The organism is Bacteroides coprosuis (assembly GCF_020741705.1).
GTDB lineage: Bacteria > Bacteroidota > Bacteroidia > Bacteroidales > Bacteroidaceae > Bacteroides_E > Bacteroides_E coprosuis.
Genome location: NZ_DYYK01000105.1, coordinates 15,566 through 30,036, shown reverse-complemented (window position 1 = coordinate 30,036; position 14,471 = coordinate 15,566). Strand labels below are relative to the sequence as shown.

Here is a 14,471-nt window from a genome sequence, read left to right as displayed (position 1 = left end):
CGTTGGCTTCACCCCCACCAAAGGTGGCATTTAAATTAGTTGACTGGATAAAACGTTGGTATCCAGGTGTTGCTAAACGCAACATGATTTCTCCAAATGTGACTACTTTCTTCATTTGTATTCTTATTATTTTATAATAACTGAGTAAATTTTTCTATTCTGCCGTATAAAGAAATTGCCCTAGTACTCTAGGACAATTTCTTCGGCAAGCAAATTATTTTTGATTACAATCCAAAGCTCTTTTACGTACCATAGCTTCAAGGAAATAATAATCAGCATAATTTAACGGAACATCAATTTCTGTATGATGAGGAATACTTCCCACTGAGTGCATCAATAAGAAATTTCCATTTGTACCTACGATTGCACGATAAGCTGGGCTTGTTAAAGAATCCATAATCTTATCTGCAGTAGCTTTATATTCGGGAATAAACTCTGAAAGCTCATATAATGCAGAAGCAGTACATGCAGCAGCAGATGCATCTCTAGGAGTATTTGGAATTTCAGGAACATCATAATCCCAATAGGGAACTAAATCAGAAGGAAGATTAGGATGAGTAAAAATAAAGTCATAAACTTTCTTAGCCATCTCTAAATATTTAGGATCTTTTGTTTCACGATAACACACTGTATATCCGTAAATAGCCCATGCCTGTCCTCTTGCCCACGCAGATTCATCTGCATAACCTTGAGCTGTACATCTACTACGCATTCCTCCTTTAATTTTGTCATAATCAACTACATGATAACAGCTATTATCTTCTCTAAACTGATACTTCATCGTTGTGTCAGCATGACTAATAGCTATATCTCTATAAGTAGAATCTCCTGATAGTTTTGAAGCTTCAAACAAAAGTTCAAGATTCATCATATTATCAATGATAACAGGGCACATCCATCCCCTTTCACCTTGCCAGCCTCTATCTTCATCCCAAGACTGAATAACTCCAGCAGCAGGACGGAATCGTGATGATAAAGATTTTGCTGCTTCAATAATCACATCTTTATATGCCTCATTCTCAGTAAGACGATAAGCATTACCAAAACTGCAATTTATCATAAAACCAACATCATGATGCCATTTCAAATACTTCACAGAGTCTAATGCTTCAGTATATTTAACTCCAAGATCTTTCCACTTATCCTCTTTGGTTAATTCATACATATACCAAACACAACCAGGAAAGAAACCACTTGTCCAGTCATCCTCTGGAACATATACGATATCATCATTATGAGTAGTTCTAGGATTTATAAATGTACCTGAATCTTCTATTAATTTAACTTGATACCCTATTTGTTGTTTTGCGACATCAACAGTTTCATCAATTTTGTCACATAAATTAGTACCACTCTCTGTTTGATTCGAATTATTTGCACATCCGAAGAGAACTAGAGGTAAACACAGTGCTAATAATGCTTTTTTCATACTTTTCTAATTTAGTCTATTACTGTTACTTTGAATTGCTTAATTATTTCAGAGTGATGATCAATGTTGGAATTACGAGCAATAAATGTCACGTTATATTCTCCAGGAACATCATATCTGTATTCGTATTGATTAAGGTAGGTATGAATAGTCTTGATTGAAACACCTTTATCAGGAGTTCTAGAATTTAGTTTAAGAGGTACTGAAATCAACCAATCTTCATTGAAAGATACTCCATCAGCTGGAGCAGAAGAAGATTGAATTCTTAACATAGAAGGACTTTCTGTTAAACCACCAAGATACCACACTCCATGCTCTCCTCTTGACTTAGCTGCCTGGTAAGGTTTACCATCTTCTTTATCTAATTCTTTTACATCAAAAGGAGTAAAACCCATAGATGTAGCTAAAAACTCTGATTCCTCACCACTTTTTTTATCCGTATTAATGATCTTTAGATCAGTTATTTCATATGTAGACTGAGCTCCCTTTTGGTGATAGGGTTTGTATAGAAAACCAATCGTTATGTCTTTATCTAAATACTCATCTAGTGCAATACTTGATAACTTAATTTGATTAGGTTTACCTGCATTCGGAGTAATAGGCAGCTCACAACGATCAGATATATCAATCCAATTATTGCTTTTGATATTTTGTAAATCTTTTTTAGGATCTTTTGTTAAGCCCGAAAAGTCAGTTGATAGAAAGACTTTGAATATGCCCTCTGAATTTCCGTATTGTGCCACAGCAGTAAATTCTAGGCGAGTCGTTATATCTTCTTTTGAAGACTCCGTTTTGTCTTTCATTGAATAATCTTTTCCTGACTCTCCACTATAAAAAGTTATAAAGTCGGGATTGCCATTAAACTCAAATGTTATTGGTTGCGATTTCTTAACAGTAATGTTTTCTGTTTGCATTTCGTTGCCAACCACAGCATTTACATCAAACTTAACATTCTCTTCCAATGAATTGGAACAGCTAGCTGCAAGGAATACAAGCAGCACAGCTAATATATTGTATCTAATTTTCATGAATTTACACTTTAAGATTCTATAAATAGGCTTACCAACCAGGGTTTTGAGCTAATGGATTTGAGCCAATCTCCAGGTCGGGAATTGGGAAATAATTATAGGCAGGAGTTACTTGATAGTATTCTGATGCATATTTGTGAGCTGGGTTCCAGTCTTCATCATTGACATAGTTTTGCATATTTCCCATATACTTCAAGAAGTCTCCCCAACGAATCAAATCCCAACGTCTTACACCTTCAAAACAAAGCTCCATTGCACGTTCCTTCTTAATGGCTTCCAAGAAGGATTTTTGATCAAGCCCTGTCAATGGCTTAATTTTTGCTCTCGTTCTCACTTGATTAATGCAGTCATAAGCCAACTCTGTAGGACCATTTAAATAATTTTCGGCCTCAGCCAACATCAATAACACATCACTATATCGTAAAATAGGATAATTAATAGGAGTAAAGTTTTTAGCTTTTGGAACTACTTGTTCGTATTCTCTTCTAAATTTAGCAGCACATCTTGTCTTATACTGACTGTCAGGATATCCTTTGTAATCACCTTCTGCTAACTCTATACAAGGCATTCCTTCTACTTCTGTTAGTTCTTTAGGCTTCTTTCCAAAATAGTAGGTTCGTCCAACAACAACACCTGTCTTGTTACCCTTAGAGTCTTCTGCATAAGTATATTCAAAAGGTGCAATGTTCCAATCTCCTCTTACAACATCGCCTTCTTGCTCATACATTCTATAAAGCTTAAGTGATCCATAGATGAAACGGTAGCTATAGCCAGGATTTACCATACCCGTGTTATCTTTAATACCATCTACTTGTGAATAGTCTATACGACTACCAAAGCCAATTGTGTTTCCGATTCTACCAGCAGCCTGAATTTCACCTTCACGATTTCCTGTCATCTCTGCCTCCCACATACTCTCATTGACTCCTTGTGAATTGTATTTATCAGCAGATAAATCAATAAATACTTTATCATAAGCAGGAGCTAAACCATGTACTCCACTATTTTTTACTTCTAGAGCCCACTTTTTTGCTTCCTCATAATATTTACGAGTATTAGCATCTTCTGCTACGCCATCTCTATAATGTTCCCCAGCTCTGAAAAGATAAATCCTCGCAAGAATACCTTTTGCAGCAGTTTGAGTAATAGTACCAGTATGACTTAAATCTTTTACTTCTGGTAATAAAGGTAGAGCTTCAGTTATATCTGTTACAATCTGATCATAAACCAGTTCTTTAGAAGTTCTGCTCTTAAAAATACTTTCATCTATCTTTTTTAAAGATTCAAGTACCAATGGAACATCACCCCAACCCTGTGTCAGATTAAAATAGAAAAAGCCTCTCAAGAACTTAGCTTCTGCAGCTGTTCTTTTACGAATATCTTGTGAAATCTCTTTATTATTATCCACGTTCTCAAGAAGAAGGTTTACTCTATTAATTCCTTCATAAAGAGCTTTCCAAAATGTAGCAATCTCAGCCGTACTACTATTTGCATTAGCTAATAGCATACTTGTAGGAGGATTTCCGGGATTTGGTCTTTGATAAAAAGACAAATCATCACCTCCAGTCAAATAGAGTGGATAAATTCCACCATAAAACTGCTCATAGTTTAGAGGAGCATAAGCTCCAATTAATGCAGATTTTAAATCATTCTCAGACTTATAAAATGTTTTTTGAGTTAATTCTGCAGGGGTTACATCAAGGAAACTATTACATGATGAACAGCCTAAAACAACCAGCAATCCGAAAAATATATTTTTAATAGTTTTCATACTAAACATCTTGATTAAAATTCAATATTAGCTCCAAAGTGAAAAGAAGCAGATCTAGGATAAGAAGAGAAGTCTAAACCAGGAGTCAAAGCACTTGGTCTAATTGATACTTCTGGATCATAACCACTATAGCCAGAGAAAGTGATGAGATCATTTGCAGAGACATAAAGTCTTAAGCGTTCTAAACTCATTTTCTTAGCCATTACTTTAGGTAGTGAATAGCCTAAGGTTATATTTTTCAAGCGAAGGAATGAACCATCTTCCACAATTCGAGAAGAAAAGACTTGGTTAGAAGAAGCTTTACTTGCTCTCGGAATATTACTAGTAGGATTATCAAAAGTCCAACGATCAGCATAAGATGCAAACTGATTTAAGTACTTCTGCTGATTATTACCAGATTCAAACATTAGCTTATTGGCATTCAAAATATCATTACCATAGCTCCATTGCATGAAAACACTTAAATCAAAATCTTTATATCTGAAGTTATTAGTGAAACCACCCGTATGAATAGGATCTCCTCTACCAATAATAGCACGGTCATTGGAGTCAATTACTCCATCTCCATTCAAGTCTTTATATTTAGGATATCCTGGCTGAGTATTAGCTACACCAGAAAATGCAGGAACAGTAGGTTTTAACATATAGTTACCACCAGCCTCATCAAAATCCTCAAATTTATAAGTGCCTTCATAAATGTAACCATACATCATCCCCATAGGTTGCCCAACTTTTGCGATATAGCTAGGTTGCGAGTTATAGTTTTGATCAAACTCAGCGTAAGCCATTTTAGCAGCCTGTCCATGATTCAAGCTTTCTAGCTTATTTTTATTAAATGAGATATTAAAGTTAGTAGTCCAAGAAAAGTTCTTATTCACAATATTAGTTGTGTTCAAACTAAATTCTACCCCTTTATTACTAACCTCTCCAATATTTACCCAAGCTCCACCATGACCTGTAGTCATAGGTAAGTTTGTAAAGTCTAATAAGTCTTTCGTCTTTCTATAATATAAGTCAGTAGAGAAGGTAATGCGATCGTTAAAGAATGAGAGATCAATACCTAAATTGGTTTGATTAGTTGTTTCCCACTTCAATGCTTCATTTCCAAAACTAATTGGCACTACACCAACCAATGGTCTATTGCCTGAAGGATAAACAGCATGTCCATACTGACCAGAACTTGTATAACCCCACATACCTTTTTTCTGTCCAAGGACATCATAGATTGCATTGTTTGAAACAGCATCATTCCCTAACTGTCCCCAACCTGCTCTCACTTTACCTGATGATAAAATTGATTTTATACTCTTTGCAAAATTCTCTTCTGTGAAATTCCATGCAGCTGAGAATGAAGGGAAATAGCCCCATCTATTATTTTTATGGAAATTAGAAGAAGCATCTGCTCTAAATGAAGCTGTCAAATAATACTTACTATCGTAGTCATAATTAATACGACCTAAGAAAGACATTGAACGATTCTTTGAAATAGCAGAAGACACCATATAAGCATCAGATTTTCCATTTTGAAGAGAAGCCATACCTAATGACTCATAGGCTGGATCTATCTGAGTAGCTTGTACATTATTGATCTTTGTCATTCTACCGTCAAAAGTAATACCGGCCACTCCATTTAAGTTGTGCTTTTTATTGATTGTCGTATTATAGCGAACTGTATTTTCATTTAACCAACTTGAAACTTCTCTATTATAAAGTTGTCCGTTAACTCCATTCACAGAACCAGGATAACCATATCGAGTTTTTGAATTATTAAAAGTTTCATTTCTAGTTTTATTACTTACATAGTTTCCACTTACTTTGAAGAATAAATTCTTAGCCAATTCATATTCAGCAAAACCATTGTATCGAACAATAGTAGTAGAAAACTTCCTATACTCATTATTCAATGACATAATAGGGTTGAATCGATAATCATTTGTGGCATTTACAGACTCATCTCTAATATTATCCATTAAACTATTTAAGGGTACACCTGGCTCGGTTACTGGGCGATATCCCCAAACACTAAAGAATAAATTGTTCATTCCACTGTGTGAGCTTTGAGAAGGATCACTACCCAAAGTTACTTTTCGATCAAAATGAGAGTTAATGTTAATTCGAAGTTTATTGTGGCGAATATTTGTACCTATTGAACCCTGAATACGATTTACATTAGAATTAATAACTACACCATCTTGATCAAAATATCTAAAAGAGGCATTGTATCTAGCTTCTCGTGAACCACCTGTTAATCGTATATTATGACTCTGTTGCCAAGCAGACTCAAAGATTTCATTTTGCCACTTGTACTGAGGAACATTTAAATAATCTTCAGCAGAGAATTTATGTCCATCTAGTTCTTTATAATAGCCTGAATTCATGTCTTTCTCTGAAAGAATTTCTTCTTGCAGTTTCACAAACTGATAGGCATCCATTAACTCTATCTTTTTGGGAACCCAATGTACTCCAGCATCAAAGTCATAAGCTACCTGAAGTTTACCCATTTTACCTTGTTTAGTAGTAATAATGATCACTCCATTAGCTCCTCTTTTACCATAAATAGCAGCAGCAGAAGCATCTTTTAAAATATCAATAGAGGCAATATCATTTGGGTTAATAGAACGACCAACAGAACCATCTGTTATAAATCCATCAACCACATACAAGGGATCAGTACTTCCAGTAAGAGTAGATTTACCACGAATAACAATATTCATTTCTCCTCCAGGTGTTCCAGAACCAGAAGATACTTGAACACCTGCTACTCTACCAGCAAGCGCCTGATCAAAACTACTCACAGGCGTCTTTGTCATATCCTCAATATTGGGTTGACCTACAGACCCTGTTAAATCTTTTCTTTTTACAGTCTGATAACCAATAACCACAACTTCTTCTAAAAGTTCAGAACTTTCACGAAGAATCACAGTCATCGGTGCTTTAGCATCCGCAGCTATTTCACGAGTATTATAACCAATGTATGAAAACTCAAGCATCTCTTTCTTCGTAGGCATTGAGAGCATAAAATTTCCATCAATATCTGTTATACAACCTTTCTGTGGATCACTCTTTAACTTAACTGTGACTCCAATTAATGGTTCTCCAGTTTCTGAAGTTACAACTCCTCTTGTAACATTCTGTCCAAACACAGCTGTAGTAATAAATACAAAACTGATTACTAAGCTTAGTTTTAATATAAAATTACGTGTTCTCATTTATTAGAGGTTTATTAATAGTTTAGAATAATTATTCATTGGGAATTAAATCTATGTTATCTAGCAATACTGAAATTTGAATAGACCTATCATTATTGTCGTACTTTGTAGCCAAACCTATAACGACTGCAGATCGATCTAAAAGCTTATTGGTGTATCCACCACTTTTGGGGTGTACACCTGGAGTAATAGTCAAAGAATACTCTTTCCACTCAGGAGTTATATCTACCCAGGTTGATCCCTCTATGACACTTCCATTTCCTGTCACAGCACCCACAAATATCTTATCACAATCAATATTACTTTTCGCATAAAAGCGAAGTGTATATGATTTTGTACGCTCTATTTCTACAAATTGAGCAATAGCAGTAGTCTCCCACTTATCTAAGTTCTTCTGAGGTGAATTTTTACCAACACTAAGCAAAACACATTTCTTTCCTGCATAACTATCTGAATCAATAATAGATGCAGTTAGGTAGCCTGAGTTACTTGCTTTCTTAAACCATTGACCTCTTTCGATCATGAATTCTCTATCAATAGTAGGATTTGTTTTTTGTACCAGATTACCCAACTCTCCAAAACCTGCTATTCGAGGTAATTGATTATTTTGAAAGGTAGGCTGGTTTTCAAACCCTCCATCTGCTATTAAAGTCGTCTGGGCTTTAGCACTTAATGCAATTACACTAAGTACTAGCAAAATTATTTTTCTCATATTATCGTGTTTTATTTATTTTTAATTGAACGGGGTTATGGTATATTGGTACTTTCCTTTTAAACTGGGTTTTTGAGAAATAAGAGTCAGCCTATAAATGTATTTACCCCATACTTTTGACAATCGAGGATCTGACAACTCTATTGTTTCCAGTTCTGCTTTAAACTCAGAAGCCTTATAGTTTAGTCGAGCTTTATTTCCATCAACATCTATTAACGCTACACCTGGAGTAGTAATATCAACATTACCCCAAAGCATAAAATGAACTCTGTTCGGACTAATTATTGAGTTTATTTCAAACTCATCTGTTATAACTAGTGCAGTAGAATTCAACTGGTAGCTCCTTTTCCAAGAAGTAGTGTTACTTGTTGGTGCATACGCCTTAGTAATATCTAATGACAAACTTTTCTTTTTGGCAGAAAAATTCACGTCAGTAGCTCTATACTCTGAACCAAAAACCTGCTCTGAGCCATTTATCGTTGGTAAATTGTGATATATACTGCGCATAGTCCAGATGGAGTAACGTTCAGGACCAAAAGTCTGACGGGTATAAGTACCTACTCCCACATCTATAATCAGAGGAGTATTATTTAAATAAAGAGAAAAGGTTCCCACATCATTGTGGTTGTGACTCTCGTTATTATGCCCTCCCTTCGATGCTAAAAATAAGTTTTTGTTTTTGATGTAATAAAATTGAGTTTCAGGATATGAAATAACTTCCGCCTTCTTATAAGGAAGATTATTAGTGCGAATTTCTGAGTCAAAAGACAAGGACTCAAGTGCTCTAAACACATCAACACCAAATGTGAGAGAGTTTTTACCACCTTGAATCAATTCTGATGCAAATCGTTTCATAGGTTCACTCTCTACCGCCGAACCATATCTATAAATTAAAGCAACATCAGCAGAGAAACGTGCAGAAGCATCGGCAAAATTAACTACCCAATCTTCACCTACATAGGAATTGGGGATATATTCTCCCATTTTTTTAAGTTGAGGATTGTCAAATATAGAGATATGATCTCCCGTTCCCCAACTCAAAATTCTTAGATAGTCGTACAACTTTCCTGCAGCATGTCCCCAATAGGATGGACCTTCTTCACAAGCCCCATCACTTTTTATATAATTAAGAAACTGATCAACAGAGCGCATACTTTTATAGACATCTTGAGCTAGAAGTTCTGCATCTTTCTCTAAAAGGAATAAACACTGCAAAGCATTAAAGTTACACCATGGATTCCAGTTGTTGACTAACTGTCCTTTGTTCCCAGAAAGAGCCATCCACCAATAACGAGTTTCATTTCTATAGGGGATAATCATCTTATCATATAATTCCTTGTATAACCTGTTGGATATTTCTGGATTAATTTTATCAAACTCTTCATGTAAGAAATAGTAAGTCCAAGCCAATAATCCACTTAGACGAGCAGAACCTAAATCTATAACTTGATCATTTATTTCGGGTAAAGTTCTTTTTGAGAGCTGAGCTGGTAAATGTGCAGATAAAACCCAAGAAGTTCTTTCACATTGTAAAAACACTCCATCTATTATTTGATCTAGAAAACGACCTTTTCCCTCTGCTAGTTCTGCTAATAATAAGTCGGAAAGAGCATTTTGATTAGCAGTATGAGCATCCTCCATTAACTTACGATTACCTGTACGCTCATAGGCTAAATAATCGGTTGCTGTTATCAAAGCCCATTTATAATTCAGTTTTGATTCCCCTCTTTTTATAACCTTATTTTTGTTTTCTCCTAAAAAAGAATCCCATCCAGATCTATCTGTATAACTTGGATAAGGCACCCATTTTTGATCTAAAACTAATGATGTTTTCACCTCATTCAAGTCATAACGAGAACTTAAATAATCTTGAGCATAAGAGGCCCCTAAGAAAGAGTTAAAGATAAAGCAAACTACTGCTACAACATGCGTTTTCATAGTTGAATTATGATTTCTTATTTATCGGTCTTAAATTATTACAAGAGTGATATAACCACTCCAATTTTGCATGCGTAAACATATATTATCTGCTATATATAGCTGTACAATATCAAACATTAAACGTACAAAAACGTACAACAGATTATATAACAAGTGATTACAAACAATAATTATACTAAAATAATACAAGGTAAAATTGTACTTTATTTCTCTTCTACTTAAAAAAGATATAAATTTGTACTCCTAACCTATATCCTTATCCTATATTTTATAATGACAACCCACACTAATTAAATTCATAAGAATTAGATGCGTAGATATTTTTTTGCCCTATTTTTTTTACTTCTCTTAGTCAACAAGATATGTGCTCAAGAGATTAAGTTTAGACACCTAAATACTGAGTCTGGCTTATCACATAACTCCGTTTTGAGTTTGTACGAAGATGAGTTTGGATATATATGGATAGGTACACGTGAAGGCTTGAATAAATATAATGGCTCCTCCATCGACTCTTATCAGATCGACAAAGATGAGCCCTCAACTATATTCTCCAATAATATCAAGCGAATTACAGGAAATAAAAAAGGAAAAATATATGTACTATGTACAGATGGATTATCTGAGTATGACATTATTAAAGAGCAATTTACCTCCTTATGGCATGATTCAAGTTTGAACGGCCTATACTATAAAGACCATCTCTACGTAACACGCAAAAATATAGTTTATCAATACGATGAAAAAGTAAAACAATTCATAGCTAAATATAACCTACCCTCCAACCTTGTTATATCCTCTATTTATATAGACCAAGACTCTTACCAGATGTATTTAGGATGTAATGATGGCTTATACCTACTCAACTTAAACACAAAAGATATTAATCAAGTCCTCTCATCATTGAGTCCGATTTCGAATATATACAAAGACTCTGAAAACTTTTTTTGGATATCAACGTGGAATGAAGGTTTGTTTTGCTTAAAAGACAATAATATTATAAAGCATTTCACTAAAGAATCTCCCTCACCCCATACTCTTTCGTCTAATTTTATAAGAGAATGTTGTGAGGATAATAGTGGTAATCTATGGATTGGAACCTTTGCAGGACTTAACAAATACAACAAAGCGACAGGAGAAGTACAGCACTATACGCCCACTAACTCTACAGGAGGCTTAAGTCATTCCTCCGTATGGTCTATCATCAAAGACCAACAAGGAACAATCTGGATTAGTACTTATTTTGGTGGAGTAAACTATTTCAATCCTGAACTGACAATTCATAAAGAATATAAAGCCTCTACAAAAGAACAAGAAGGATTGAGCTCACCCATCATTGGTAGAATGACTGAGGATAATCAGAACAATTTATGGATTTGCACAGAAGGAGCAGGAGTTAACGTATTAAATAGAAAAACCGGGAAATTTAAATGGTATCTACCCTTAAAGTCTGATAATAGCATATCACACAATAACATAAAAGCAATTTATTATGACAGCCAGAGAGATGAAATCTGGTTTGGGACTCATCTCGGTGGTTTAAATAGACTCCAACTTGCAACCAATCGTTTTACGGCTTTTAAACATTCGGAACAAGATAGTACTACAATTGCATCTAATATTGTCAGAGACATTCAACCTTGGAGAAATTTTCTATTTCTTGCTACAGACAAAGGAGTCTCTCTTTTTAACAGAAGCAATAATTTAAGTTCAAATCTTTTTAAAAATACTCAATATGAATCTAAGATAGAAGATACCTATTCATTACTACTAGATTCTAAAGAAAACTTATGGATATCTGTTATTGGTGAAGGGGTATATCAACTAAATTTAAAAAATGACGAAATAAAACACTTTTTCTATTCAGAAAAAGACTCAAACTCTATCAGCAGTAACAACATCAATAGTATTTACGAAGATCAAGATGGAGCTATATTCTTCTGCACTTCTGGCAGAGGATTAGATATCTATAACCCTAAAGATCAATCTATCCGCAACTTTAGAACTACAGAAGGAGTAATCAGTGATTTTATTTATAATATTATAGAGACACATCCGAACTCGTTCTTAATTACAACCAATTTAGGTTTTTCTCTCTTTGATAAAACTAAATCAACCTTCAAAAACTACAGCGTTTTTAAAGGCTTACCTCTTAGTGCTATTAATGATAACTCACTCTATCTAACCGAAGATAAAGAGGTTTTTATAGGAGGAATGAATGGATTAATGTCTTTTAAACTCGAAGATTTAGAGATGCCATCTAAAAAGTATAGTATCTATTTTGACCGTTTATTTATTAATAATCAAGAAATATCTCCCAACGATTCTACCTCTATCTTATCTCAATCTCTTTTAGTTACTCAAGAAGTAACTCTAAAGGCTAAAGAGAACACTATAGATATAGATGTCACAACTAATAACTTTATACCCTATAACAAAAAAAGTCTGGAATACAGACTAGAAGGGTTCTCCAACAAATGGATCACTTTGGAATATCCCAATAGAAGGATAACCTATACGAAACTACCCCCAGGGATATATAATCTGATCGTTCGAGAGTTAAATAACGAACAAAAAACAGCAAATGAGGCAACTCTGAAAATAAGAGTACTGCCCCCCTGGTATCAAACTCCACTAGCTTACATCTCCTATCTGACAATACTTGGATTAATTAGCTTTTATTTAATTAGGACTTACAAAAGGAGACTAGAGTTGCAGACCTCATTAAAATATGAAAAAGAGCATATTAAAAATTTAGAAAAGCTCAACCAGTCTAAATTAAACTTTTTCACCAATATCTCTCATGAGTTTAAGACCCCTCTAACAGTCATTATCGGTCAGCTGAGTTATTTACTAGATCATGAAGAGTTTCCGGGGAACATATACAATAAGATATTGACTTCTTACAAAAATAGTCTTCAGCTTAATGAACTAATCACTGAATTATTAGACTTCAGAAAACAAGAAGAAGGACATATAAAAATACGAGTTGAAGAACATAATATAGTAGATTTTCTACAAGAGAATTATATTCTTTTTAAAGAGTTTGCACTCACAAGAAACATACACTTTCATTTTTCATCTGAAGTAAAAAAACTCTCTGTTTGGTTTAGTGATATACACATGCAGAAAGTTATTAACAACTTACTATCTAACGCCTTTAAGTTTACTCCTGAAGGAGGAGAAATCAATATTCATCTATCTGTAAGTAGCCAAGATTGCATTATTGAGATCAGCGATACGGGGAAAGGGATTGACGAGGAAGACCTCCAACACATATTCGATCAGTTTTACCAAGTAGATAATAGCGACCTAATTCATGCCGGTAGTGGTATTGGATTGGCTTTCAGTAAAGGAATCATTGAGTTACACCACGGTGTATTAGAAGCGAAGAGTACTCCTAAAGAAGGATCTATTTTCTCTATTTATCTAAAACTTGGAAATAGTCATTTTTCTCCTGATCAACTTAAAAAGCCAGACTTTGATCAAACATCAGTCAGTCAAATAAACAAACCTTCAATAATTATAGAAGAACATAAGCCTCAGCTAGAAAAGGCCAATCACAAACACAAAGATACAAAACTCCTAATTGTAGAAGATAATACAGATTTAAGACTTACCCTAGTAGATATCTTTAAGGATTTCTATGAAGTAATTGATGCACCTGACGGTGAAGAAGGATTGAAACTAGTTCAAGAAGAAAATCCAGACATTATTATTAGTGATATTGTTATGCCTAAAATGACAGGAATAGAACTCTGCAAAGCAGTAAAGACAGACATTAACACCTGTCACATTCCATTCATTTTATTAACTGCTAAAACATCCTTAGAGCACAACTTGGAGGGGCTTAAAATTGGAGCTGATGATTATATTTCTAAGCCTTTTAATATGGAAATATTAATATCGAGGTGTAATAATCTTATTAATAGCAGGCGCTTATTGCAAGAGGTTTTCAGCAAACAGCCCCAAATGACCGCACAAAAACTAGCAACAAACCCCTTGGATAAAGAGACTTTGGAAAGGGCTTCAACCATTATTGAAAAGAATATGGATAATACAGAGTTCAATCTAAATGATTTTGCTAAAGAGATGGGTATGTCAAGAACAAACTTATTTACTAAAATAAAAGCTTTAACAGGTCAAACTCCTAATAATTTCATTTCGACCATACGTTTAAAAAAGGCGGCTTATCTACTTAAAGCACATCCAGAATTAAACATTACAGAGATTGCTACTATGACAGGATTTAACACCTCACACTATTTTAGCAAATGCTTTAGAGATGCATATCAACAAACACCTAGTGATTACAGAAAAGAGTAAACTACTTATTATAAAGTAATTACATTCAACAAGCATATCTTTACACACAATAGTATAC

The 14,471-nt window shown here is 34.4% G+C and carries 7 protein-coding genes and 1 pseudogene; 1 reads left to right on the top strand and 7 read right to left on the bottom strand.

The window, feature by feature from the left end; translation table 11 throughout:
- From K8V80_RS06140 to K8V80_RS06110, 7 genes and pseudogenes are all read right to left on the bottom strand, one after another.
- Window positions 1-115: pseudogene (locus K8V80_RS06140) on the bottom strand (sugar kinase); the annotation flags it as partial.
- Window positions 116-214: 99 nt separating this feature from the next.
- Complete coding sequence (locus K8V80_RS06135) at window positions 215-1,429, bottom strand: glycoside hydrolase family 88 protein (protein WP_276776157.1); 1,215 nt, start codon at window positions 1,427-1,429, stop codon at window positions 215-217.
- 11 nt (window positions 1,430-1,440) lie between these two features.
- A complete protein-coding gene (locus K8V80_RS06130; RefSeq protein ID WP_276776154.1) occupies window positions 1,441-2,457 on the bottom strand; it encodes a DUF5017 domain-containing protein in 1,017 nt (338 codons plus the stop codon).
- Between the two features lie 31 nt (window positions 2,458-2,488).
- Window positions 2,489-4,228 (bottom strand): RagB/SusD family nutrient uptake outer membrane protein, encoded by a 1,740-nt coding sequence (locus K8V80_RS06125; RefSeq protein ID WP_276776152.1) that lies wholly within the window; start codon window positions 4,226-4,228, stop codon window positions 2,489-2,491.
- Window positions 4,229-4,242: 14 nt separating this feature from the next.
- The gene (locus K8V80_RS06120; protein ID WP_276776150.1) at window positions 4,243-7,437 is read right to left on the bottom strand and encodes a SusC/RagA family TonB-linked outer membrane protein; all 3,195 of its coding nucleotides are present in this window, start codon (window positions 7,435-7,437) and stop codon (window positions 4,243-4,245) included.
- A 31-nt stretch (window positions 7,438-7,468) separates the two neighbouring features.
- On the bottom strand, window positions 7,469-8,149 hold the full coding sequence (locus K8V80_RS06115; RefSeq protein ID WP_276776148.1) for a carbohydrate binding domain-containing protein: 681 nt from the start codon (window positions 8,147-8,149) through the stop codon (window positions 7,469-7,471).
- A gap of 21 nt (window positions 8,150-8,170) precedes the next feature.
- On the bottom strand, window positions 8,171-10,087 hold the full coding sequence (locus K8V80_RS06110) for a heparinase II/III domain-containing protein (protein ID WP_276776145.1): 1,917 nt from the start codon (window positions 10,085-10,087) through the stop codon (window positions 8,171-8,173).
- Window positions 10,088-10,399: 312 nt separating this feature from the next.
- On the opposite strand from K8V80_RS06110, the gene K8V80_RS06105 reads away from it, so the two are divergent.
- Window positions 10,400-14,413, top strand: coding sequence for a hybrid sensor histidine kinase/response regulator transcription factor (locus K8V80_RS06105; RefSeq protein WP_276776142.1), 4,014 nt, complete (start codon window positions 10,400-10,402; stop codon window positions 14,411-14,413).
- The last annotated feature ends 58 nt before the right edge of the window (window positions 14,414-14,471 follow it).